General features: G+C 38.9%; 22 protein-coding genes. 14 read left to right on the forward strand and 8 right to left on the reverse strand.

The window, feature by feature from the left end; genetic code table 11:
• Positions 1 to 117: 117 nt before the first annotated feature.
• The gene (locus M1D52_RS15525) at positions 118 to 3288 is read right to left on the reverse strand and encodes a TonB-dependent receptor (RefSeq protein ID WP_437392932.1); all 3171 of its coding nucleotides are present in this window, start codon (positions 3286 to 3288) and stop codon (positions 118 to 120) included.
• A gap of 281 nt (positions 3289 to 3569) precedes the next feature.
• Between M1D52_RS15525 and M1D52_RS15530 the strand changes: the two genes are divergently transcribed.
• The 3 genes from M1D52_RS15530 to M1D52_RS15540 all read left to right on the forward strand — a co-directional run bounded on the left by M1D52_RS15530 (position 3570) and on the right by M1D52_RS15540 (position 6207).
• Positions 3570 to 4841, forward strand: a complete 1272-nt coding sequence (locus M1D52_RS15530) for a retropepsin-like aspartic protease (RefSeq protein ID WP_437392933.1) — start codon at positions 3570 to 3572, stop codon at positions 4839 to 4841.
• A gap of 76 nt (positions 4842 to 4917) precedes the next feature.
• Positions 4918 to 5340 (forward strand): GNAT family N-acetyltransferase, encoded by a 423-nt coding sequence (locus tag M1D52_RS15535; RefSeq protein ID WP_013666348.1) that lies wholly within the window; start codon positions 4918 to 4920, stop codon positions 5338 to 5340.
• Between the two features lie 15 nt (positions 5341 to 5355).
• On the forward strand, positions 5356 to 6207 hold the full coding sequence (locus M1D52_RS15540; protein WP_013666347.1) for a retropepsin-like aspartic protease: 852 nt from the start codon (positions 5356 to 5358) through the stop codon (positions 6205 to 6207).
• 80 nt (positions 6208 to 6287) lie between these two features.
• Here the strand turns inward: M1D52_RS15540 and M1D52_RS15545 are convergent, their stop codons facing one another.
• Positions 6288 to 7721 carry an MFS transporter gene (locus M1D52_RS15545; RefSeq protein WP_437392934.1) on the reverse strand — a complete coding sequence of 478 codons (1434 nt, stop codon included), beginning with the start codon at positions 7719 to 7721 and terminating at the stop codon, positions 6288 to 6290.
• 130 nt (positions 7722 to 7851) lie between these two features.
• Here M1D52_RS15545 and M1D52_RS15550 point away from each other — a divergent pair, with 130 nt between their 5' ends.
• From M1D52_RS15550 to M1D52_RS15560, 3 genes are all read left to right on the forward strand, one after another.
• On the forward strand, positions 7852 to 8238 hold the full coding sequence (locus M1D52_RS15550) for a winged helix-turn-helix transcriptional regulator (protein ID WP_013666345.1): 387 nt from the start codon (positions 7852 to 7854) through the stop codon (positions 8236 to 8238).
• 65 nt (positions 8239 to 8303) lie between these two features.
• Entirely contained in the window at positions 8304 to 9128 is an 825-nt protein-coding gene (locus M1D52_RS15555) for an SGNH/GDSL hydrolase family protein (RefSeq protein ID WP_437363499.1), read from the forward strand.
• A gap of 110 nt (positions 9129 to 9238) precedes the next feature.
• Positions 9239 to 9427, forward strand: coding sequence for a hypothetical protein (locus M1D52_RS15560; protein WP_013666343.1), 189 nt, complete (start codon positions 9239 to 9241; stop codon positions 9425 to 9427).
• 71 nt (positions 9428 to 9498) lie between these two features.
• Here the strand turns inward: M1D52_RS15560 and M1D52_RS15565 are convergent, their stop codons facing one another.
• On the reverse strand, positions 9499 to 10785 hold the full coding sequence (locus M1D52_RS15565) for a hypothetical protein (RefSeq protein ID WP_437392935.1): 1287 nt from the start codon (positions 10783 to 10785) through the stop codon (positions 9499 to 9501).
• 123 nt (positions 10786 to 10908) lie between these two features.
• On the opposite strand from M1D52_RS15565, the gene M1D52_RS15570 reads away from it, so the two are divergent.
• Entirely contained in the window at positions 10909 to 13326 is a 2418-nt protein-coding gene (locus tag M1D52_RS15570) for an ABC transporter permease (protein ID WP_437392936.1), read from the forward strand.
• A gap of 108 nt (positions 13327 to 13434) precedes the next feature.
• On the opposite strand, the gene rpsO is transcribed toward M1D52_RS15570, so the two are convergent.
• On the reverse strand, positions 13435 to 13713 hold the full coding sequence (rpsO, locus tag M1D52_RS15575; RefSeq protein ID WP_013666341.1) for a 30S ribosomal protein S15: 279 nt from the start codon (positions 13711 to 13713) through the stop codon (positions 13435 to 13437).
• A gap of 183 nt (positions 13714 to 13896) precedes the next feature.
• On the opposite strand from rpsO, the gene M1D52_RS15580 reads away from it, so the two are divergent.
• A complete protein-coding gene (locus M1D52_RS15580; RefSeq protein WP_130857387.1) occupies positions 13897 to 14313 on the forward strand; it encodes an acyl-CoA thioesterase in 417 nt (138 codons plus the stop codon).
• Between the two features lie 48 nt (positions 14314 to 14361).
• Here M1D52_RS15580 and M1D52_RS15585 read toward each other — a convergent pair whose 3' ends face one another.
• Positions 14362 to 15363, reverse strand: coding sequence for a D-alanine--D-alanine ligase (locus tag M1D52_RS15585; protein WP_377609334.1), 1002 nt, complete (start codon positions 15361 to 15363; stop codon positions 14362 to 14364).
• Between the two features lie 123 nt (positions 15364 to 15486).
• Between M1D52_RS15585 and M1D52_RS15590 the strand changes: the two genes are divergently transcribed.
• The 4 genes from M1D52_RS15590 to M1D52_RS15605 are packed head-to-tail and all read left to right on the forward strand — an operon-like array spanning position 15487 to position 18742.
• Positions 15487 to 16251, forward strand: coding sequence for a PASTA domain-containing protein (locus M1D52_RS15590; protein WP_377609336.1), 765 nt, complete (start codon positions 15487 to 15489; stop codon positions 16249 to 16251).
• 27 nt (positions 16252 to 16278) lie between these two features.
• Positions 16279 to 17337: an endolytic transglycosylase MltG gene (gene mltG, locus M1D52_RS15595; RefSeq protein WP_013666337.1), complete on the forward strand. Its 1059-nt coding sequence runs from the start codon at positions 16279 to 16281 to the stop codon at positions 17335 to 17337.
• Positions 17338 to 17339: 2 nt separating this feature from the next.
• Positions 17340 to 17756: an acyl-CoA thioesterase gene (locus tag M1D52_RS15600; protein ID WP_013666336.1), complete on the forward strand. Its 417-nt coding sequence runs from the start codon at positions 17340 to 17342 to the stop codon at positions 17754 to 17756.
• Positions 17753 to 18742, forward strand: a complete 990-nt coding sequence (locus M1D52_RS15605) for a YihY/virulence factor BrkB family protein (RefSeq protein WP_013666335.1) — start codon at positions 17753 to 17755, stop codon at positions 18740 to 18742. Before M1D52_RS15600 ends, M1D52_RS15605 begins: the two co-directional genes overlap by 4 nt.
• 33 nt (positions 18743 to 18775) lie before the next feature.
• On the opposite strand, the gene M1D52_RS15610 is transcribed toward M1D52_RS15605, so the two are convergent.
• Genes M1D52_RS15610 through M1D52_RS15620 form a run of 3 tightly spaced genes read right to left on the reverse strand, consistent with a single transcriptional unit; the run spans position 18776 to position 21324 of the window.
• The gene (locus M1D52_RS15610; RefSeq protein WP_013666334.1) at positions 18776 to 19780 is read right to left on the reverse strand and encodes an MlaD family protein; all 1005 of its coding nucleotides are present in this window, start codon (positions 19778 to 19780) and stop codon (positions 18776 to 18778) included.
• Between the two features lie 3 nt (positions 19781 to 19783).
• Positions 19784 to 20557 carry an ABC transporter ATP-binding protein gene (locus tag M1D52_RS15615; RefSeq protein WP_013666333.1) on the reverse strand — a complete coding sequence of 258 codons (774 nt, stop codon included), beginning with the start codon at positions 20555 to 20557 and terminating at the stop codon, positions 19784 to 19786.
• 2 nt (positions 20558 to 20559) lie between these two features.
• Positions 20560 to 21324, reverse strand: coding sequence for an MlaE family ABC transporter permease (locus tag M1D52_RS15620; protein WP_013666332.1), 765 nt, complete (start codon positions 21322 to 21324; stop codon positions 20560 to 20562).
• Positions 21325 to 21594: 270 nt separating this feature from the next.
• Between M1D52_RS15620 and M1D52_RS15625 the strand changes: the two genes are divergently transcribed.
• Positions 21595 to 22347: an SGNH/GDSL hydrolase family protein gene (locus M1D52_RS15625; RefSeq protein ID WP_437392937.1), complete on the forward strand. Its 753-nt coding sequence runs from the start codon at positions 21595 to 21597 to the stop codon at positions 22345 to 22347.
• 121 nt (positions 22348 to 22468) lie between these two features.
• The gene (gene pncB / locus M1D52_RS15630; protein ID WP_013666330.1) at positions 22469 to 23653 is read left to right on the forward strand and encodes a nicotinate phosphoribosyltransferase; all 1185 of its coding nucleotides are present in this window, start codon (positions 22469 to 22471) and stop codon (positions 23651 to 23653) included.
• The last annotated feature ends 12 nt before the right edge of the window (positions 23654 to 23665 follow it).

Below are 23665 nucleotides of genomic sequence, written 5' to 3' on the forward strand. Positions count from 1 at the left end.
AAGCCATCACTTTATAGTGTGGCTTCTGTAAAATGTATAGGGATTTGACCAATCGGACCCTCATTATAACTATGGGCTCGATCGGCCATAAAAGCTTCTTAATATTTGTATTTGCAATTAAAATCCATAACGTACACCTAATTGGAATTGGTAAGGATTTCCTGAAGGATTCACAATGCCTGTATTGTTTACACGGTAGTTATACTGTTGCGTTGCTGCATTAAAACCAGTCAAGGCATACAAAGCTTGATTTCCTAAAGATTCGTTTGCTCCCCAAGTCTTTTTAAACAGATTAGCGACATTAAAAATATCACATGATAATTCCAAAGAGTGTGTTTTGTAGAGCATAAACTTTTTTGTTACCCTTAAATCAATCACTCCATAGAACCCATTAACACCACCATTTCGCTCCGCAATCTTACCCGAATACTTGTTGATATAATCCTTTAAACTTTGGCTTGCTTCCGGATTATCCAATAAAGCTTGTAAACCCGTACGTATCTGTTCGGCAGTGCTCGGGTCGTTCCGATCGAAAACGAACGCTAAGTCATTGTCATTGGTAACAAAGTCACCATTGGTATTACCACCAGCCAGAAGACTGTAGCGGGTACCTGCAACACCGGAATAACGAATGCCGATATTGAAACCATGGAAACTAGGTGAGGTACCATAGAAAACCACCTTATGCCTAAACTGACTGTTCGAATAACTCATCACGCTAAGATCACGCGGATCATCTTTCACCGGAAGGGATAAGGTCGCTGAATTTGCCACATTTCCATTATAAGATGTATTATCCTTGGCATCATTCCATGTATAGCTTACCGATATCTCTCCATCTTTAAAGTATTGATAGGTACCGTCAACCACCACCGCAAATTGATTTACTTTCCCTTCGCTATTCAATTCGAGCACGCGGCCAAAGCGATCACTAATTCGCCCGGCTTTCCAATCGGCAGCCCCATTGACGATGGCACTCGCTGGTACATACACGCCACGGTTATCTTCGTTACTTAAGCGAAAAAACGGATCAGCTACCATATTACGATCTACATACATATAGTTGTTTCTTCCTAATGTAGCATAACCCGTCACACCTACTTTCAGTTTATCGGTAATAAAACGGGTGTAAGAGATGTTCCCCTTGTAAACAATTGGAATTTTTGCATCTGACGAATAGGTATTAATGGTTGGCACCTGGTAGTCTGCATAAGTCGGAATAGTAGACGGGTCATTTCTATAGGCAATGAAATCGGGCCTTAATATAGAAGCATCCCTTACATCCACCGTAGCAAAATGTCGACCATCAAATGTTAAATTATTAATGGTCATGTAATTATTGATATCCGAAGCAAAGACACCTGCTCCTAGGCGAATATAATCCCTATGTTCCTCATTAACATCCCAGGTAAACTGGAAGCGTGGCTGTATTACAAAAGATTTCAACTTATGATCGGTACGTACGCCTAAGGCATCGTATAATTCCTGGTTTAAAGGTGATTTTGGATAATGCCCGTAATCCACACGCAAACCGGCCATCATTTCCAGACCTGTGGCTAACTTTGTTTGCATTTGTCCGTATATACCTGCATTAAAAATCTTTCCAACAACAGTTGGGTCTGCTACCAAAGGGACTTCACGGTAGAACGCATAAGGAGCGAGATTATTAAAATTCTCTAAAGCCGTAGCTCCGGGGGTAGTCTCCGTTGCCGCTGTTGGCCTAAATTGGAAACGTCCATTCACCTCACTACCATATAATGATTTGGCATGCGTATACATCAAGTCGACGCCAAATGTATAATTGATTTTATCGGTATTATAATAAATGTTATCGATCAATTGAATCACATTATTTGTAAACCCTTCTTGCGCAAAGCGATGGCCACCTAATTGAATGTTGGTGAACAAGTTGTCTTCGCCAACCTGGGAAGCCACGTTTTCAACAATAGCACGTGGAATATTGGCTTCCGGTAATTGACTACCCGGACTACTTTTTTGATGCGTATATAAATGCTGTACCTTCAACTCATTTGTAAGTCGAGGACTTAGTGTTGTACGTAAAGTAGCCAAAAAGCTATTGTCAATATTCTTATCATCTCCATAAGACTCATACAAATTAATTCGCGTGTTATCGGCTAAACCTAATTTATTTCGGTCGTTGGTATAGTTATCACGGATTGTTAATAAGTTACGATCATTCAACTGCCAATCAATACGAGCAAAAACAGCGTCGGATCCTCTTTTTTTACCGAAAGAACCGTATTGCGGACCAGCACCTAAACCGTATTTTGAACGACCGATTTCGACAAATTCATCCAATGTCGATTGTGTAACATTAAAACGTCTTTCATCTGTAGGGGAATTGATATCTGCAATAATTAAAGGTCTTGCATCCCGCTGATGATCCCAAGCTACAAAGAAGTGAACCTTATCTTTAACAATGGGCCCTCCCAAGGTAAAACCATATTGATAAGTAGAAAAATCATCGTTGCGTTTATTGCCACGGATGTCATAAGGACTCGATAACCAGTCGGCACGCATGTAATTCCAGGCACTACCACTCAGTGTATTCGTACCAGCTTTGGTTACAGCGCTGATAGTACCACCTCCAGCGCGCCCCAATGTAACATCATATTGATTGGTCACAACTTTAAATTCGCGTACCGCTTCAATGGAAATTGAAAAGGGTGCACCGCTTCGACTGGTTGTAGATCCCGCCGAGGTGGGATTCTTCGAATTCATCCCATCAATTGTAAAGTTGGTTGATGAGCCCAATTGCCCGGCGATGCTTCCTCCACTTGCCAAGGGCGATAAATCGGTAAGTGAAGTAAAATTCCTCCCATTAACCGGCAAGCGGGTCACATCCTTAGCACTAACCGCGGTTGCCGCTCCCAGATTCTCAATCTTATCCTTCAAACCGGTGGCAGCAGTTATTTCTACCGCATCTAAGTTTTGGGAAGATTCAGCCATTTTTACACTAATACGAACCACATCTCCCTGATTGAGGGTATACCCTGTACGGATTTGCTCGCCATAACCTATAAATTGTACACGTACCGTATAGGGTCCTCCCAGTGGCAGTTCTTTAAAATTGAAATCACCGCTTGTGCTGGTAGACGTTTTTGTCGTAAATCCGGTTGATTCATTTCGCACCTGAACCGAGGCACCCGCTATGGGTTGATCGGTTTCGTCACTGACTTTTCCGGCGATAGAGGCTTGCGTAGTCTGTGAAAGGATCGGCTGTTTAGCAATTAAAAAAATAAATAGTAGAAGAATTAGCTGTTTCATCTCAATTTTTTGCGATATAGTATTCGACAAAACTATTCTCTCTGTGTTAATTCTTTAATGCTTTTATATTAACAAATCATCAGCGCGATTTAGACGAGTCAGCTCTTTTGGCTGTTTACATCAGTATAACCGCTCAAGCACTCAGCAGGATCCGCTGCTAGTTTCTCAACCGATAACCTCTTACTTTCGCTAATTCGTATCAGAAAAATTAGCGACTTATGCAACCTTTTAGGGTATTTCTACGTCTTAAGGCAATTAGTTCAAAACATCGATTCAAGGCAATGAAAACACAATGGCTCTCAGTTTTTTTTCTCTCCCTTAGTAACTATGCACTCGCTCAACAGACGGGAACGTCAATTCTTGAAAAATTTCTTCAGGAGAAAGACTTTTTAAAACTAGAAGCAAGCTACAGACAACAAAAGGACACGCTTTCTGAACTCAACAGCCTATATTACGGAGCATTTATTGACAATGCTTCAAACCGCTGTACACAATCTGCGAAAAAAATTGAAAGTCTACTAAAATACCATAAAAGTGAACTGACACCGCAGACTGCACCTCCATTATTAAACGTACAGATGGACAATTTCGTTAAATTGAATGCGTATCGCAAAGCGGCAAAAGTGGGCGAGCAAATCCTTGCCTCTTATAGCACTTTTTTAGACTCAGCCAAAGTTGCCGATTTGAAAAATACAATAAAACTATGGCGTGCACTGGAGAATGTCCCCCCTCAGCAGATTACGAAAGTAGAAAGTCGTGTAAAATGGACGAGAGACAAAATAGGGTTAATGAATATTCCAATCCGCATAGGAAATCAAGTGAGCGATTTCGTGTTTGATACAGGCGCGAACTTATCTACTATTAGTTTAAGTTATGCGCAAAAGCTGAAATTGAAAATCATAGCAACAAGCATCGATTTGGGAAGTAGCACTTCCATACAAAACCAAGCTATGCTCGCCATTGCACCAAGTATTTTTATTGATAAAACTGAGTTAAAAAATGTGGTTTTTTTAGTTCTTCCTGATAAAAACTTGCAATTCCCTCAACTCGACTTTGCTATTCACGGGATTATCGGATTTCCGGTAATGAACCTTTTACGGGAAGTACAAATTGCACGAGATGGCCAATTTTATATCCCTCCATCTGTTTCTACCAATGTTGGTCAAAACCTATTCTTAGACGAGCTAACTCCGGTTATTCAATTGCAAGTAGGAGATGACACCTTACTTTGCCACTTCGACACCGGAGCAATGAAAACAGAGCTCTTTAAAAAATATTATGATGCTAACAAATCAAAAGTGGAAAGCGAAGGCAAGATCGACAGTATCGGTAGAGGCGGCGCAGGCGGTGTGCATAAAATTGAGGTCTACAAAATACCTTTGTCAACTTTTACTATTCAGGGCAAAAAAGTGGCACTTGCTAATTTGCCGGTGTTAACCGAATCTGTTGGCGACTTTGATGCGCATTTTTATGGCAACATCGGTCAAGACATTATAAATCAATTCAATAAAATGACTATCAATTTTCAATCTATGTATATAGACTTCAATTAACCAAGTCCCCAAAAAAACAATAGCTTTATAGTCCTCCAATTGCTTATTAACAACCCTTTTGTTAAGTTTGAAAAAGATGAAAGCAGATAACTATTTAGTTGACTTTGGTGACCTTGATCCCATCACTTATATTCACCTACGAACCGCAAGCGGCTTAAGTGCCAAGACATTGGAAGCAGCTCAAATAGGATTGGCAAACTCAATTTGTTCGGTAATCGCGTTAGATATCGATAATAATCAACCGGTGGGTATGGGACGTATTATTGGCGATAAAGGATGCCATTGCCAAATCGTTGATATTTGTGTACTTCCCTCCCATCAGAAAAACGGATTAGGTAAGCGGATTATGAAGAAACTAAAAGAATATATAGACAATGCATTGCCTGCTTCTTGTTATATTAGCTTAGTGGCAGATGGCGACGCTTATAAGCTATACGCTCAATATGGTTTCGAGGAGGTTTGGCCTACATCACGAGGAATGGCCCTCTTAAAAAAATAAGTATTTCCGCATAGTATGAAAAGAATCCTGATTTTATTATTGTTATTAAATGGCTTAATTGCTCGATCACAAACAAAAGACATTCTTCCTTTTACGTTGACTTCTTCCGGACACCTTGTGATCGAGGCAACGGTGAATGGCATTAAAGGAAAATTCATCTTCGATACCGGTGCCGGCCTTCATCTGTTTTTTAAAGATTTCGCCAAAAAGCTGCAAGTAAAAGATTCTTATAATATCTTCGTCGCTCATCGGGCAACCGGCGAAGCTATAACAACACCAATTTATTATGCCAAAGATTTAAGGATTGGCAATCAACTATTCGAAAATCAAATTTACAGTACGTTCGACTTAACGCTGGATGGGATTGATGGTTTGATTTCACTTCAAGCTTTTCAGAATACTCCCATTACCATTGACTATAAAAATAAGACAATCTCTTTAGGCGAGCTGGATATAAAGGATAAAAAAAAGTATATTGATATTCAAATAGCAAACCATGCAGATAAGGCTTTAGATATTTTCACATATGTAACATTGAACAATAAGATAACGATCCAAGTGGCGCTGGATGCGGGAGCGGGTCAAAACTCATTTTGGATTCACTCAAAATTCATGAAAACACTTGCATTAGATAGCAATCAGTTTGAGAGCTATGCTAAAAAAAGTGAATTTGATTCACTTAAAACCAATCGATTTTTTATCGGTTCCATTGAGTCAATCAAAACAGCAAATAATACCGCCCATATAAAAGCACCGAAGGTATCTTTTGTAGAAGGTCTGATTTATGAAGGTAAGACCAGCATTGACTGGTTGGGCAAAAAAATAGCCATTAGTCTTCCTGAAAAGAAGATTTTTATTCTAGAGTAAATGCCGCAATATTCATAGCTATCATCAATGTATCAACTCCATTCAACCGATTACGTTTTGGTGGTATACAATATAGATTATTAACTACGTGACGGACGCGACGGGAACAAGGAGCATATTAAGGCAACAAACACCAATAGCAATATATTCGCTATTGTCGTTATGCTGTATGCCTGAAAGTAGGACGCCTCGGCCTCCCTGTTGTCTAACACGCTGAAAAACAATCCGCCAACAACACCTACACCTAGAGCAATCGAAATTTGTTGAACGGTTAAATAGAGTCCTGATGCTGCGCCTGCAAATTGCGAAGCAATGCTCTTAAGTGACATGGTGAACATGGTTGGTAGCACCGAACCACAACCCAGCCCATAAACAAACAACACGGGGAGAACTTTCATCGTCTGCAGATTACCGTCTCGTAGCACCAAGAGATGCAAGAAAAGAGAACCAATCATACAGGAAATCCCTCCTATTAACACCCATTTACCAAAACGTTGTACCAGTTTTATTGAAAGAAAGGAAGCAATGACATATCCGAGGCCTTGGAATACGAAATAAAGCCCGGTCATTGAAGAACTTACATGAAGGCCCTTTTGAAGATGCATCGCGTTGATAAGAAAGTAAGAATCTTGCACCATATAATAAAAAATCGCAGCAAATAACCCAATAGTAAAATACTTGTTACTAAATAAATCGAAACGGATCAGTGGCTCCTTCTTTATTCTCATACAATGACGTTGATCATAAACAAAAATCAAGAATATCGGTATGGACAGAATCAACAAAAAGATGCTCCATTTGGGCCAATTTAGTTCGCGCCCTTGGATAAGCGGATAAATAAAAGCGATCAAAGCCAACATAAGAAGCACAACCCCGGAAAAGTTAAAGGTTGTTTTTTTGTGCGTTTGAGCAGTCTTATCTATTGATGGCCTCTCCTTATCGTTATACAGAAAACGATAAGCCATATAAGAGGCAACAAGACCAATTGGAAGATTAATCAAGAATATAAGACGCCAGCCAGCAACAAAGAAATGGGTATCTGGTAATACACCGCCCAAAAATTGTCCGATGACGGATGCTGTGCCCGCAATACTGCCATAAATACCTAGAGCTTTCTCTCGCTCTTTGGGATCCGGAAAAAGCACCGGTATAAAAGCGACACCCTGAGGGACCATAAAAGCAGCACTTATTCCTTGCACCAATCTACTTAGATTTAACTGCCAGGCATTTTGAGCAAAGCCGCAAGCACAGGAAGCGATGGTAAAAATTAAGATACCCGCAATGAATACACGCTTCTTTCCAAAATAATCACCAGCCCTACCTCCCGTTATAAGAAACGACGCATAACCAATAACATACAATACGATTACCAATTGAATATCACCGTCCGATCCTCGAATCCCCTCTTTAATGGAAGGTACGGCAACGTTTACGATAAAAAGGTCGATGACAGATAAAAAAATCGCTGAGGAAACAATGAGAAGGAGAAACCACTTATTAATCATTCTATTCATATAACAGTTTTTTGAAGCTTTCTATTTTGTATGTTAAGCCTATTAGATTGCTCTTATTTACTTATCTTTAGAAATCGAAAGTGAGGGATTTCAGCGTATTACACAAGTAGTTTGGTAAGCGATACTAAGTATGGAAAAGAATACTATTATTGATAATGAGCATCTTGAAAATGAGAAAAAAACAAGTTCTAAAGAAAATAACTGTGCCGTGACAAATGTTTTTAAGGTAATTGGAGGAAAATGGAAGGTTTTGCTTATTAATGCTATTTATAGTAACTGCCCTAAAAGATTTGGAGAATTGAGACGGGAAATGGAGGACGTTACGCAAGCAACATTAACCACCCAGTTACGCGAATTGGAGCGTGATGGCATTATTTGCAGAAAGGCTTACGCTGAATCACCTCCACGTGTCGAATATAAGTTAACAGATCTTGGAAAAACACTTATGCCTGTTATCCGGTCGTTGGAAGATTGGTGGCATGCTTACACCAACTGTAGGGACATACACAATGAATAACACCTCAACCTTTATCGGCTTAAGTAAAAAACGATGCACCTAAAACTGAATCAATGCGATTATATATGAAAAGATTTCTGACTCTTTTGATGGTGTTTACTATCTATTCGTCCTTTACAAAAAAAGAAACGGTATGGTTAGCCTTGGGCGATTCCATTACCTATTTGAACGATCATTTAAACGAGACGGGCAATAGGGTCCATAAAGGCTATATGACTTATGTTACCGAAAAAAAGCCGTCTCTTCGTTATATTAACCAAGGGCATAATGGATGGACTGCTGTACGTATAGCCCAGGAGATTGAAGACCTCGGATTGGTGAAAGCAGATGTCTATACTATTTTTTTAGGCACGAATGATTGGTGGGCGGGGCTCACACTTGGTTCATTAAAGGACTATCAGCAAGGAACAGGAAATTCGACTGTATTTGGAGCATTTAAAACAATAACCGATAAAATCAAACAGTTAAATCGCAAAGCGGATATTATTCTAATTACTCCCATGCAACGAACAGATTTCGTCTACATTAACGATATGCATAATAATGCCTGGGGCTCTTACAAAGAGAAAAACGGACAGCATTTAGAGCAATTTGCCAACGCGATCATTAGCATCGGTAAACTGGAAGGATTCAAGGTAATAGATTTATTTCATAATAAGCAACTTGATTTAGCAAATTTAGTCCATTATAAAAGACTTAGGGATAAAACTAACGGCGCCTATAAAAATTTCAAATATCCTGATTATATTAACATTCCTTTTAATGCTGACGAAGATGCATACCCTTATCCGCCCCAGTCTATTAACATGACCTACGATGGGTTACACCCTTCGGACCGAGGCAATCAGCTTATTGCGGAGCAGTTATTAAGTATATTTAATGATCTGTAATAATCTCTCGCACAGAGCATAGTAGCTGTTTTCACGTTGTATTTTTTAAAAAAGAATCAACATTACCAGCCGAAAATTGTTCATAAGCTAACAACATCAATCAAAATAGTATGGACCAAGTATATAGTAAAGAACAAATTCAGGAAATTGCCGATGCAAGGCTCAATCAGCATAAGCCTGAACTTTCAAAAGGTAAACCATTTTCTTTCGAAATAGAAATCGGTAAAAGAAAATACAACGTCTCTTATCAACAGGATGACGAAGGTATTTGGAAATTTACAGACTTTAAAGAGGCTTAACGTATAAGGTCGGGGTTAATTGTTGCACAAACTCCGTAATGAAATATTTTGTTGGCAGTTTAGCAAAGGTGTTAAAATGCTTTATAAAGCATTTTGCTTGAATTCGACAGTTTGATGCCTTTGACTGAACCGGTACCCATAAAGGTATAAGCCATGCCAACAATTTTTGCATTCTTTGAAATTAAGGGCGCCTCAAAGGCTTTTTCATTATTTACATGAAACTGTAATACTTTCCCGTCCGATCTGCAAGCTACTTTAACCCAATTTGAAAGATCAGCACCAAATTTGGATAGATCTGTGTATTTGCCCGAGATCACGGAATCGACTGTCATTAAATTCAAGTCTGATACACATCCTTTTATAGAAAGTGGAATGGCAATGGGCATTGCATCAGTGATAAGAAGAATATGAGAAAATTGGCAGGCAGAATTGCCGTCATTAAAGGCATTTTTAACTTGAACTTCAAAAGAAAAATCACTCACTGAAGTAGGTTCAAAGTTTCCTACATTAAAAAATTTGACGACAGGTGGATTCGGGAGTAAACTTATTTTGGACTGTTCGACAATCCTAGCGGGTATACTTAGCTGGTTTTTATTGAGGTACCACTCTTTCTTTAAATAGATAGGTATCGGTTTACGGTCAATCGTGGCTAGCCAGCCATCAGTAGCAACTAGCAAAGGATGTTCCTTAACAACTTGGTCTCCAATGCTCAGCTTCGCGGTGTAATAACCCGGCTCATAATAAACTGCGGTGTGTGTATTTCCGTCCTTAGGAACCTGAACTCGTCGGTTTGCATCCCAAGTCTGCTGTATAAAGACCGAATCAACGATTGCCTTAGAAGCATCGTAAGTAAAAATGACCGAATTGGGAATACTTCTTGTGAGTGGTTTGCTACTAAAGGAAAAATCTTTTTCAGATAATGTAAAATGACTGGTTTTTGCCTTTTCTTCTTTTCTGTTCAAAAACGAAAAAATCACAGATAAACCAACTAATACCATTAACGACGACAATATCAGCCTTGTTCTGAACTTTGAGGCATTCCTTTCTTTAGGCGGTGATGTTGGTGCCCCCTGCTTTGTTTGTTTATCATATTGTACCACAAAGGCTCGCCAATTTTCATAATCAATAAAATTCACAAGTGCATCTAACGTCGATATTGCCGGCTTTCCGTCATAACGGACCCTTCCCCAAACGCGTTTTAGGGTACTTGCGCTTAATAATACATTTGTTTTCTCGTAGATTAGATTGCTCAGTTTTTCGAAATCAGCGTTAGACCAATGTGAGCCATCACCCCAACCGACTTTCTTTTCGATCAAACGTAAACAAGCCAGCCTATATCTATCTTTATTTTCTATCATTTATGAAAAATGGTCGTATTTGAACAAGGTTGAACGAACTTGAATCGATCTTGGTTCATTCGTCCAATTTTAATCTTAATAAATTGGCCTTCATAAGACAAAGTTATTGAAAGATACCAATTTATGCGTAATATGATTAGAAGTTATTTTAAAACCGCTTGGCGAAATATCATCAAACACAAAGTGCAGAGCGCCATCAACATTTTGAGCCTTTCTTTGGGCATTACTTGTTACCTACTCATTTCGCTATGGCTATCGGATGAACAGGGCAAAGACAATTTTCACGAACAGCAAAGCAAACTTTACACTACCTACATAACTTCAACCGCTGACGGAAAAAAAGAAGCCACCTATGCCAGCCCATTTCGCGGTAATGGCACAGAAGTTACTTTGTTACTGGAAGATGCAAAAGAGCAAATTCCTGAAATAGAGCATCTTTCATTTTATATCGCAGCCTATGAATTACCATGGGGGCACCTGGAAACTTTTCAGCTAGGGGAAAAGAAAGTGAAATTAGCCGGTTCACGAGCAAGCAAGGATTTCTTTAAAATGTTTAGCTTTCCATTAATTGAAGGCCGGGCTGAAACTGCGTTGGACAACTTATATGGTGTTGCCATTTCTCGAAAAATGGCAGAAATCTTTTTTGGAAGTCCACGGGAAGCAATGGGAAAAAGTTTACGTTATGAAAATAAGTACAATTTTATTGTGACGGCGGTATTCGAAAATATTCCGAAAGAAAGCTCGCTTCAGTTCGATTATGTCTTTAATTGGGATGCGCAAAAGCGCTTACTGGAATGGGCTTCCAATAATATTTTTACCTATGTTCAATTTAAAAAAGATACTAATATAGAACAGGCTGAGAAAAAATTATCGCTACTGCTCGATACGAAATTGGAAAAACGAATAGGTATTCAAACCAAGCTGGGTCTACAACGATTTGGCGACCAATACCTGTTCAATCATTTTGTTGACGGTGAACCAACCGGTGGACGTATAGAATATATACGACTATTTAAAGGGGCAGCCATCTTTATTCTCCTTTTGGCGTGTATCAATTTTATGAATTTAGCTACCGCCAGATCAGTAAAGAGAGCAAAGGAGGTAGGGCTTCGAAAAGTAGTTGGTTCGAATCGGACGAGTCTGATAGGCCAATTTTTTGGGGAATCCATCCTGTGTTGTGCTTTGGCAACAATATTGTCCGCTATACTTTTGTTAATTTTATTACCAACCTTTAATGGGTTGACAGGTAAAGAAATGGATTACCCATTTTTTCAACTTTCTTTTTGGATTGAAATCATCAGCCTAGTTCTTATAACAGGTATCATTGCCGGCATGTACCCTGCCTTATACTTATCTTCACTTAAGCCTATTCAGATCGTAAAAGGCATTAACCGTTCAGGAAAAAGAGCCATTCTGTTTAGAAAGACCACCACTATATTTCAATTCAGCCTCTCCTCTTTACTGATTATCGCTACAGTTGTTATCTCCAATCAAGTATCTTTCATTAAAAATAACAATTTAGGTTATGATCGCGAAAATTTGCTCTATGTTCGCATCGAAGGCGAGCTTTCTAAATTTGATAAATATCAATTATTTAAACAGAAAGCATCAAATTTACCTGGTATTAGTATGATTGATCGGAGTTCAGAAGCACCTCATGAAATGAGCTTCGAAACCACTACACCCATTGATTGGCAAGGGAAGCCCGACAATGCTTCCGTAGCGTTCAAGCCGGCTTCTGTTGGTTTTGACTTTGTCAACTTAATGAAGTTAACGATTACAGAAGGAAGGAATTTTTCAAGAAACATACAAACGGATTCTGCTGATGCTTTTTTGGTAAACGAAGAAGCCGTAAGGCAAATGGGATATAAAGATCCTTTGGGTAAATGGGTATCGGCCTGGAACAAAAGAGGACATATCATTGGTGTTTTAAAGGATTTCCATACGGAGTCTCTTCACGACCCAATAAAACCCCTAATCTTAGACGTAAAGGAATATGAGTATTTTGGTTTTATTATTGTTCGCACCAAACCTAATCAGTTAACGACCGCCTTGGCGAATCTGGAAAAAGTATATAATGAATTAAATCCAAACTTTCCCCTTATGTATCAATTTGCCGACCAAGAGTATGAAAACATGTATAAAAGTGAATTAACCACGTCGAGACTTGCTATTATTTTCGCGATATTGGCTATTGTAATTTCTTGTTTGGGGTTATTAGGCTTGGTAACATTCTCAATTGAACAACGTATCAAGGAGATAGGTATAAGAAGGATTATGGGAGCTACTATAAGTGGTATCGTTGGATTACTTTCCAAAGATTTTTTGAAGTTGGTCGTTATCTCCCTTTTTATTTCGATACCCCTAGGATATATATGGATGAACAAGTGGTTAAATAATTTTGCCTATAGCATTCAACTCCGGTGGTGGATGTTTTTTATAGCAGGAATGGCTGTGCTTATAATTGCATTGCTTACCATTTCCATTCAGGTAATTCAAGCAGCTAGCGCTAAACCGGTGACGTCTCTGCGTGAAGAATAAGATTCCGATCGGTTAAAATGAACACATTAGCAAGTGTATCCACAATCTGTTTAAATAAAGAAGCCATTACGTGTAACGTAATGGCTTCCTCCTTCTTTTTACCAAAAGTTATTTTATAATATCTCTCAGTTCCAAAGCTTTGATAATTGCACGGTATCTTTCGATATCTTTCTTATACAAATAAGACAATAAGGAACGACGTTTACCTACCAACTTCTGCAAAGCTAACTGAGTGGAAAAATCTTTACGATTCTTTTTCAAATGTTCAGTTAAATGAGCAATACGTTTAGTAAATAATGCTACCTGTCCTTCGGTAGAACCCGTGTTCTTAGCATTTCCTGCAAATTCTGCGAAAATCCCTTCTTTGTACTCTTTACTTAAATACATTACCTGAATAATATTAAAGCGTTAATAAAAAAATTAATTGGCTGCAAAGGTAGTACAAATACGCCTGCTTTCCAAATAAAGCAGTAAATAATTAGAAATCATTTACTGCACAGTTCTACCTAAATTGTCCCTTAAGACTGAGAAATGCTTGATTAAGCCAAAATTTTCGCTATATTAGCGGGAATGATTAATAACTATGCTCGCTTTGAGAGCGAATTTAAAGTGCGGCCCGATGATATAGACATGTTTCAGCATGTGCATAACAGCAAGTATTTTGACTATGTATTAGCGGCGAGGTATGAGCAAATGGAACTATTTTATGGCATGACCATGGAAGAGTTTATGGAACAAGGCTTTGGGTGGGTAGTGCGTACGGCTCATGTTAACTACAAACGTCCGCTAAAATTAGGGCAATACTTCATTGTTGAAACAGGTGTAGATGAAATGAAAGACAAGGGATGTGTGGTAACTTTTGCTATAAAATTTAAAGATTCAGGAAAAGTTTCCTGCGATGGCTGGTTCGATTATGCGCTGATTGATCTCAAATCAGGGAAATCAGCCTTCATAACGGAGGAAATGCTGGAGAAATATTCGATTTAGCTATCTTGAAATTGGCTAATTAATAATTAGCCAATTGTTGTTTTCCATCTATTCTACCAAAGCCTGTTCGATCAGTTCTGTATAAAAATCGGTTTCCTGAAGACCTGCAGCCCTAACTTGCTGTGGTATAAAACTTGTTTCGGTTTGCCCTGGAATCGTGTTGATTTCAATGAAATAAAACTTATCGGTTTCTCTTTCAAGAAAAAAATCAATGCGAACCAATCCTTTACAGTTTAATCTAATATAAACTTCCTTCACCAATTGCTCTACCCGACCTTGCTGCTCATTCGTTAAATCAGCCGGTGTAATTTCCTTTGTAAGCCCAGGGATGTATTTAGCTTCAAAATCAAAGAACTCCCGTGTAGTGATGACTTCTGTTGCCGGTAGTACTTTTAACCCTGCTTTACTATTATAAATACCTACAGAAAACTCCCTCCCGGAAACAAATTCTTCTACTAGAACCTGCTTCCCCGCATTCTCGGTACCCAATGCCCGATCAATAGCTGACGAAAGTTCGTCAAGTTGCTTTACTTTCGTCATACCGATGCTACTTCCTCCTCCATTTGGCTTTACGAAATAGGGCAGCTTCAGCTCATTCTTAACATTTATTTCAATAACCGCTCTCGTGGCAGGGGAAAGGCAAACTGATGGAGCTAAATATAAACCGTCAATTCCCTGCAATAAAGACTTAGTATAAGCTTTATTCATTGTCAAAGCCGACGTTAGTGTATCACAAGAAGTATACTTTAGTCCGATCATATCCAAATAACCTTGTAACCTTCCATCTTCACCAGGTGACCCATGGATCATAATAAATGCCAGGTCAAACTTAACGAGGCCGTCTTTAAGGGATAAGGTAAAATCATTTCGGTTTACTTCATGTTTAATCCCCGCATCATCTACATGGTACCAGCTTTCAGGAGTTAATATTATTTTATAAACATCAAATCGACTCGTCTGCAGCTTCTGCTCAACGAAAGCGGCACTTTTTAAGGAAATTTCTATCTCACCCGTAAATCCACCGGTAATTAATGCTATTTTTGCGCTCATATATCAGTAAAGTATTACCAGCAAAGATAATTGAATATTGTTATCTTTATTCATCGTCTTACAAGAATTGGCATACTTTTTACGTATTAGAATTAGGCTAAAAATTCAACGAGGACATCTTAGATGAGCAAACTTTTTCAGTACTTAAGAACCCAAACATTCAGAAAGAATCTAATCATCGCCATTATATCCGGTGTGATTTTCCTTCTTTTACTTTTTTACAGCTTAAGGTTTTATACACGTCACGGAGAATCAATAGAAGTTCCAGCGCTAAAAGGGATAAGCATAGAAAATGCTATAGAAAAGCTGGAAGCCCAAGGCTTCCGATATCAAGTTGATTCTGTTTACCAAGCAGACAAGCAACCAGGATTAGTAATAGAACAGGATCCAGACCCAGGGACGAAAGTTAAATTAAACCGGACACTTTATTTAACAATTATTACAAAAAACGCTCCCGAGGTCCAGTTACCTAATTTGACAGAAATGGCGCTCCTGGAAGCCATTTCTACGTTGAATAATTACGGCTTAAAATTGGGAGATACTATTTATATACCGGATATAGCTCGTGATCGCGTATTAGATGTTAAATATGCAGGACAAAAAATAAATGCCGGTCAACCAATTCCAAAGGGTAGCAAAATTGACTTGGTTCTTGGGAACGGAATGGGTGATAGCGAAGTAGCCGTGCCTAATCTGGTTGGATACACCCTTGATGAAGCTATATTCTCGCTAAAAGGGGCATCGTTAACGTTAGGAACTGTAAAATATATGGGGCCCGTTGTAGACAGTGCTAGCGCGCGCGTCGTTAGCCAAACACCGGAAGCAGATACTTCTAACATGAAAAAAGTGAGCATTGGCACACCCGTAAACTTAGCTTTGAGCAATTAAATCTTTACAATTGTTAAATATCGCAGCATGGAGACAGTTCCTACACCAAAGAAAAGGTCAATAGGCAAAAGGATTATTAGCGTCATCATACTAATTGCTTTGTTGGCAGGTAGTGTTATTGCATATACTTACTATAAGAGATATTTTGCACCTAATGTAACGGAATCAGAAGAATATCTATATGTTAGAACCGGGGCTTCCTTCGATAATTTAATGGAAGAGCTGGGAGAGAAAAACATCTTGGTGGATACCGCCAGCTTCCGGTGGGCTGCAGAGAAAATGGAATATCCATCTCGCATCAAACCGGGAAAATACAAGTTAAAAGGAGGCATGAACAACCGATCGCTAATTAATATGCTGGGTGGTGGATTCCAAGAACCTGTAAAATTACGTTTTCAAAACATTCGATTAAAAGATCAGTTTGCCGGCTACATCGGCACCCAAATAGAGCCCGATTCCTCTATCCTTATCACCTTGTTGAACAGCGACACACTAGCCGCTAAGTACGGATTCAATACCGACAACTTCTTCACGATGTTTATTCCAAATACATACGAAATGTATTGGAATATCTCGGCCAATGACTTTTTTGACAGAATGAATAAGGAGTATAATAACTTTTGGACTGAGGAACGCAGGAAAAAAGCTGAGTCTATTAACTTAACTCCCATCCAAGTCAGTATATTGGCATCCATTGTAAAAGGCGAGGCGTTACATACGGACGAAATGCCTAAAATAGCAGGCTTATATTTGAACAGATTACAAAAAGGCATATTACTCCAAGCTGATCCCACGGTGATTTTTGCTACAAATGATTTTACTATTCGGAGGGTACTAAATAGACATTTACGCACAGACTCTCCTTATAACACTTACATTTATAAAGGTTTGCCGCCCGGGCCGATAATGATGCCAAGTATTGCCTCAATTGATGCAGTTCTTAATTATCAAAAGCACAATTACATTTACATGTGTGCAAAAGAAGATTTTTCGGGTTATCACAATTTTTCAACTAATCAGGCCGAGCATTTGATTAATGCAAGGAAATTTCAACAAGCTTTAAACGAACGAAACATCAAAAGATAAACATGTTAACCTTCGAAACCCAAGTAAGAGTGAGATATGGTGAAACCGATCAAATGGGCTACGTCTACTATGGCAATTATGCCGAATACTATGAAGTAGCGCGGGTAGAAATGCTTCGTAGCTTAGGCACTTCCTACAAAGAAATGGAAGCGAGGAGGGTTATGATGCCTGTTTTAGATTTAACATGTAAATATATTAAACCGGCAACATACGACGAATTGCTAACTATAAAAGTGTCTATTCGAAGTAAACCGTCTTTACGGATTAAATTCGACTATGAGCTTTTTAATGAAAGCATGGAGTTAATCAACACAGGAGCCACGACACTTGTGTTTATTGATATGGATAAGAATAAACCGTGCCCGCCTCCGCAAGACTTTCTGAACCGATTAGCGCCACATTTCGAGGAGGGTAAATGAGTTGGTTACACCAAAAATTGCTAAACCTAAGGCCCTACTATCTTTTTATTGAGTGGACGAAGGTCGTCGTGCTCCCTGGTTTTGGCAAATTACCTCTTTATACAGTAGGCCTTTTCTTTTTTCAGGAAATTGCCAGGGAATCACTTCTAAACAAAGCTTCCTCCCTGGCCTACTCTTTTATGCTGGCCATTTTTCCGGGTATCATTTTTCTGTTTACACTTATTCCTTATATCAAGGTATTCATCGACGATTTTCAGGAGCAATTATTAGAATTTATGCAGATGATTTTACCTGAAAATGCTTACAAAACAATTGAATCTACTTTACTGGATATCGTTACTAATCAAAATAGCGGATTGCTCTCATTTGGTTTCCTTATGGCTATGATTTTTGCCACTAATGGTATTCATAGCTTGATGCGAGCTTTCAATAAGTCTTCCTTGGTATTGGAAAGTAGGAGCTTCGTAAAACAGCGACTGGTTGCACTCGCATTGGCCATTATGATTATTATGGCATTGACTATAGGGATGGGTATCGTTACGCTGGCATCCTTTATTATCAACCATTTAAAAAACACCATTGAAATTACCGGTGGTTTTTGGACTTGGCTTATCGGAATTACACGCTGGATTATATTATTGGGCATCTACTTTTTCACACTCAGTATTCTTTACAAATATGGCCCCTCTTCCTCAAGAAAGTGGAGCTTTTTTAGCCCCGGAGCTACTTTAGCTACTGTCTTAGCCGCTCTTACATTTTGGGGCTTTGCCTTCTACATCAATAACTTTAACACGTATAATAAACTCTACGGTTCAATAGGGACGCTGATCGTCATCATGATCTGGTTATACCTAAATTCGCTTATCTTGCTAATCGGTTTTGAACTCAATGCGAGTATCGCGTTGTCCAAGCAGAGTATAAAAATAGTAAAACCTCGATTTAACAGCTTTAAAACCGAGGTAAAAGGTGAAAACAAATTTAAATAACGCACGTAAAGGCGTCGTAAACTATACCGTAGATTAATTCGTTTTCTCCAGCGCGGCCTTTGCCTCTTTTTCTCTTTCCTTTGCTTGCTTTTTGAAGAAGCCTCTGAACAAGAAATTATGTTGAAGTGCTTCCATGTTTTGATTTAACTTATCAGTACTTTCCTCCAAATTACACATGGTCTGCTTCATGGTAACCGCCATTTCCTGATCATTTAAAAGCGCTCCTAACGTGTTATCTTTACTGTTCATCTTTTCGCTTGCCTTGGTAAGATTTGCGGTCAAAGCTGCTGCACTCTGCGTAACTCCTTGTAACTGCGCGGCTGAGCTGCGTAGGCTTTGGTAAACACTGGTATCCGTTAAAATCTCATTAGCTAAAGAACCTTCCGTATTCAATTTGGTAGTAAAAGCATTTAAAGCACTAGATACTTTAGCTGTATTCGCAGCGGTCTGTGTCAGACTCGCCATGATCGCCCTTACCTGAAGAGCCATGGTTGAATCCGTGAGGATAGCACCAATTGTTCCTTCCCCGTTAGCTATTTTTTCGCTTAACTTCTTTACATCGCTGGTAATGGCAACCAGATTTTGATTGTTCACCTGTAAAGTAGCCATCATTTCTTCTGTGTCAATACTTTTTACCGATTGCAGTAAATCTCCTTCTTCAACTACTGCAACGTTCGGGCTCCCCCCTTGTATAACAATAATCTTATTCCCGATAAAACCTTCAGAACTTACACGAACTTCTGCGTCTTTACGGATATAATCCTGTGATTTTTGCTCGATATTGAAATCAATCTCTACATGCGAGTTCTCAATTAACTTGATATTCTTGATGGTTCCGATTTTGACACCGGAGAAATAGACGTTGTTCCCTGCTTTTAATCCTCCGGCGTTAGTTAATATTGTTCTGAGCCCAATAGTTTTTGTAAAACGCTTTTGATTTCCGCCAAGAACGAAGATTGCCGTAACAAAAAATATAATCCCTAATAAGGTAAACAAACCTACAATAACCGACTTTTTACTATCTGAATTATTAGCCATATACTATGCAATAAAATTATAATCATAAAATGCTTTGACACGTGCGTCATCCGAATCAAAAATATCATTGAATCGGCCTTGTCGTTCAAACTTTCCGTCCAATAACATAACAATACGATCACCAACCTCTTTTGCACAGGTAAGATCGTGTGTAATAATAATGGACGATGTTTTATATATCTGTTGTACTTCGTTGATCAGATTATTGATCTCTGTACAGGTTATCGGATCTAAACCAGCTGTCGGTTCATCATACAACATAATATCCGGTCGCAAGATTAAGGTCCGAGCTATACCTATTCGCTTGCGCTGCCCGCCTGATAATTCGGACGGCATTTGATTCAACGCCTGCAATAAACCAACGGAGTCCAGCACTTCACGTACCTCTCTATCAATCTCCGCTCTCGTTAACGAACGTTTATTTCTAACAAGAGGAAATTCAAGGTTCTCACGCACGGTCATGCTGTCGTACAGCGCGCTGTTTTGAAAAGAAAAACCGATGCGTAACCGCAAAGCCATTAGTTCTTTTTCATCCAGATCTCCTACTTCTTGTCCTAAAACGTTGACTGTTCCTTCATCTGCCGAAAGCAAGCCCGATACAATTTTTATCAATACTGATTTACCGGTACCTGACCGCCCTAAAACCACCAGATTCTCCCCTTCAAACAACTGTAAGTCTACACCTCGCAACACATGTAGATCTCCGAACGATTTACGAAGTCCTGAGATATTGATTACGGGATTCTGGTAATTAATATGAGATAGCTGCTTTTCCATTCTTATCCACGTATACTTTGAACGATCATTACAACTAATTGCTCCTCAATAAAAATGAGAAACATGGAAGCGACTACCGCTGCGTTGGCTGCTTTCCCTACACCTTCTGTTCCCTTGGAAGAGTTATACCCTTGGTAACAACCGACAATGCCAATAGTAAAACCAAAAAAAGCAGCTTTTATAATTGCCTGAAAAATATCCAGAAAAGTTACCGTTTCAAACACTTGATCGAAGAAGCTTATAAAGCTAACGGATTCATGCTGATAGACATTCAGAAAGGATCCCATAAGACCAACAAACCCTGTATAGCAGCTTAAAATAGGAATCATAATAGTGGTAGCCAGCACCCTACTCACGACTAGGAATTTAAATGGATTAGTTCCCGAAACTTCCATCGCATCGATTTGTTCTGTCACCTTCATGGACCCCAGCTCTGCGCCAATGTTAGATCCTACTTTCCCTGCAGCGATTAAGGCCGTTACCAAAGGCGCCAATGCACGTACAATGGCAATAGCGATCAGTGACGGTAGCATGGCCGTCGCACCGAAGTCTTCTAAAGATGGTCTCGATTGATTTGTAAATACAATACCGGTAATAAAACCAGTCAAAGAGATCAGTGGTAAAGATTTTACACCAACTTCATAACATTGATTTATGATCTCCTTAAATTCATAAGGTGGCATAACTAACTCTTTGAAGAATCGCATGATAAAGTGATGTACATTACCCAGCTGAATAAGCTTTTGGTCTATTTTCTTAGAAATCATTAGTTCTATTTATCAGCTATGGGCACAAAGGATGCCAAGTGCCTTTTTTTGCAAAAGTAGTTTTTTATTGAATAAATTCCTGATTTAGTAACATAAAAGTTAATCCTCTTTTGTCTTTTTTCCTTTTATGATATTTTCGTGAATTTTTTAATCTTTGTTCCTTCGTGTTAATTCTAAAAGACTTACTTTTAAACATTCGTTTGATATCTTTTGAATTCAACTGTTACATTTTTTTTACTTTTTAACCATTACTTAACTAAATTTAAATCTATGACTAATAGAAGGAAATTTATTCAAAATTTGGCTCTTGGCACCTCCGTAGCATTAAGCTTTCCTAAAATCGTCGCTGCTGCCGGTATAAAGGGAACATCGATTAACTTAAACGTAAATGATGTCATTTTGTTTCAAGGAGATTCCATAACGGATGCCGGTAGAGACAAAAAGAAGGAGCAAGCAAATGATCCTGCAACGCTTGGAAAGGGCTATTCCTTTGTTGCTGCCTCGCAGCTATTGTTAAAAAGAGCTTCGCTTAATCTTCAGATTTTTAATAAAGGCATTAGTGGCAACAAAGTTTATCAATTAGCAGATCGATGGGACGATGATTGCTTAAGGTTAAAACCGAACGTATTGAGTATTTTAATAGGAGTAAACGATTATTGGCACACCCTTGCTAAAGAAAATCCCTATCAAGGGACAATTGACACCTACAAAAAAGATTTAAAAAGTTTATTAGTGCGAACAAAAAAAGAATTACCTGAAGTGCAACTGATCATAGGCGAACCTTTTGCTGTAAAGGATGTTCGGGCAGTAACAGATGAATGGTATCCTAAATTCAATGAATATAGAATGGCGGCAAAGGAAATCGCCAATGAATTCAATGCTGTTTTTATTCCCTATCAACAAGTATTTGATGAAGCGATCAAACAGGCTCCTGCAAATTACTGGACAGGCGACGGTGTACATCCCAGCTTGGCAGGTGCGGCTCTAATGGCTCAAGCATGGCTTAAAGCAGTCGGCCTCTAGTTACTTTGGATGAATAGCCATTGATCAACGGATTTACCTAATTTTACCGATTAATGACTATTCCCGATTTTAGATAAACTCGTTTGATTTAAACCATTGGCCGTATGGCTTAGCATATAAAATGACACCTTCTCACATAACGTTAAACTCTGTGTTGGATAATGATTTTTACAAATTCACTATGCAACATGCTGTGTTTAAATTATTTCCAAAAGCTAAGGCAAAGTACGAATTCATCAATCGTGGAAATCACCACTTCCCTTCCGGCTTTGCAGATGCACTTAGAGCCTCCGTTAACAGCATGGCAGGTCTACACTTAACTCGCGAGGAGAAAAAATACCTAAGAGATACCTGTCCTTACCTCGACCCCACCTACCTCGACTTTTTACAAGGCTATCGTTATGACCCTGATGAAGTAATAATATCGCAGGAAGGTCCCAATCTGTTGGTTAAAATTACCGGGTATTGGTATCGAACCATCTTATGGGAAGTGCCTATCATGTCGCTGATATCCGAGCTCTACTATAAACTTAACCACCTTCAAGGCGATCAAGATGAGCAAATTATTACAACAGCAAAAAATAAGATTGAACAATACAATAAGTTGGGGGTAACCATTGCCGAATTCGGCACGCGTAGGCGTCATGCTTATCATACACATCGTTTAGTTGTACAAACTTTAAAACAATACGGTAATACCAGCTTCATCGGAACCAGCAATGTGCATATGGCTATGCTTAACCAAACCAAACCAATAGGTACGCATGCACATGAGTGGTTTATGTTCCATGCAGCTAAATATGGCTTTAAGATGGCTAATGGCTTAGGGTTAGAGCATTGGGTTAATGTGTATAGAGGTGATTTAGGAATAGCGCTTTCAGATACTTATACCACCGATGTATTTTTTTCTCAGTTTGATAAAATGTTCACTAAGCTTTTTGATGGTGTAAGACATGATAGTGGCGATCCCCTTGATTTTGCCGACAAAACTATCGCACACTATAAAAGTAAAGGGATAAATCCCATATCCAAAACCATCATTTTTTCTGATGGACTTAACTATGAAAAGGTCGAACGAATTGCTAAACATTGCCAGGGAAAAATCGGAATATCTTTTGGTATAGGTACAAATTTCACAAATGATGTAGGGCTAACGCCCATGAATATTGTTGTTAAAATGACCGAAGCGTACCCGGAAGAAGCATACTGGACACCGGTAGTAAAGCTTTCCGACGTAAAAGGCAAATATACGGGAGACCCCGATATGATTGAATTGAGCAAAACTATCCTTGGCATCAATGACTAACTAGGTCCTAAG

This window comes from Olivibacter sp. SA151 (genome assembly GCF_054130995.1).

What these genes read in the sequence shown, in the direction of transcription:
- M1D52_RS15580 (WP_130857387.1), top strand. Translation starts at nt 13,897, where the DNA reads ATGATTAATAACTATGCTCGCTTTGAGAGCGAATTTAAAGTGCGGCCC.
- M1D52_RS15535 (WP_013666348.1), top strand. Translation starts at nt 4,918, where the DNA reads ATGAAAGCAGATAACTATTTAGTTGACTTTGGTGACCTTGATCCCATC.
- M1D52_RS15550 (WP_013666345.1), top strand. Translation starts at nt 7,852, where the DNA reads ATGGAAAAGAATACTATTATTGATAATGAGCATCTTGAAAATGAGAAA.
- mltG (WP_013666337.1), top strand. Translation starts at nt 16,279, where the DNA reads ATGGAGACAGTTCCTACACCAAAGAAAAGGTCAATAGGCAAAAGGATT.
- M1D52_RS15525 (WP_437392932.1), bottom strand. Translation starts at nt 3,288, where the DNA reads ATGAAACAGCTAATTCTTCTACTATTTATTTTTTTAATTGCTAAACAG.
- M1D52_RS15555 (WP_437363499.1), top strand. Translation starts at nt 8,304, where the DNA reads ATGAAAAGATTTCTGACTCTTTTGATGGTGTTTACTATCTATTCGTCC.
- M1D52_RS15560 (WP_013666343.1), top strand. Translation starts at nt 9,239, where the DNA reads ATGGACCAAGTATATAGTAAAGAACAAATTCAGGAAATTGCCGATGCA.
- M1D52_RS15610 (WP_013666334.1), bottom strand. Translation starts at nt 19,780, where the DNA reads ATGGCTAATAATTCAGATAGTAAAAAGTCGGTTATTGTAGGTTTGTTT.
- M1D52_RS15615 (WP_013666333.1), bottom strand. Translation starts at nt 20,557, where the DNA reads ATGGAAAAGCAGCTATCTCATATTAATTACCAGAATCCCGTAATCAAT.
- M1D52_RS15540 (WP_013666347.1), top strand. Translation starts at nt 5,356, where the DNA reads ATGAAAAGAATCCTGATTTTATTATTGTTATTAAATGGCTTAATTGCT.
- M1D52_RS15625 (WP_437392937.1), top strand. Translation starts at nt 21,595, where the DNA reads ATGACTAATAGAAGGAAATTTATTCAAAATTTGGCTCTTGGCACCTCC.
- pncB (WP_013666330.1), top strand. Translation starts at nt 22,469, where the DNA reads ATGACACCTTCTCACATAACGTTAAACTCTGTGTTGGATAATGATTTT.
- M1D52_RS15590 (WP_377609336.1), top strand. Translation starts at nt 15,487, where the DNA reads ATGAGCAAACTTTTTCAGTACTTAAGAACCCAAACATTCAGAAAGAAT.
- M1D52_RS15565 (WP_437392935.1), bottom strand. Translation starts at nt 10,785, where the DNA reads ATGATAGAAAATAAAGATAGATATAGGCTGGCTTGTTTACGTTTGATC.
- M1D52_RS15545 (WP_437392934.1), bottom strand. Translation starts at nt 7,721, where the DNA reads ATGAATAGAATGATTAATAAGTGGTTTCTCCTTCTCATTGTTTCCTCA.
- rpsO (WP_013666341.1), bottom strand. Translation starts at nt 13,713, where the DNA reads ATGTATTTAAGTAAAGAGTACAAAGAAGGGATTTTCGCAGAATTTGCA.
- M1D52_RS15600 (WP_013666336.1), top strand. Translation starts at nt 17,340, where the DNA reads ATGTTAACCTTCGAAACCCAAGTAAGAGTGAGATATGGTGAAACCGAT.
- M1D52_RS15530 (WP_437392933.1), top strand. Translation starts at nt 3,570, where the DNA reads ATGAAAACACAATGGCTCTCAGTTTTTTTTCTCTCCCTTAGTAACTAT.
- M1D52_RS15620 (WP_013666332.1), bottom strand. Translation starts at nt 21,324, where the DNA reads ATGATTTCTAAGAAAATAGACCAAAAGCTTATTCAGCTGGGTAATGTA.
- M1D52_RS15585 (WP_377609334.1), bottom strand. Translation starts at nt 15,363, where the DNA reads ATGAGCGCAAAAATAGCATTAATTACCGGTGGATTTACGGGTGAGATA.
- M1D52_RS15605 (WP_013666335.1), top strand. Translation starts at nt 17,753, where the DNA reads ATGAGTTGGTTACACCAAAAATTGCTAAACCTAAGGCCCTACTATCTT.
- M1D52_RS15570 (WP_437392936.1), top strand. Translation starts at nt 10,909, where the DNA reads ATGCGTAATATGATTAGAAGTTATTTTAAAACCGCTTGGCGAAATATC.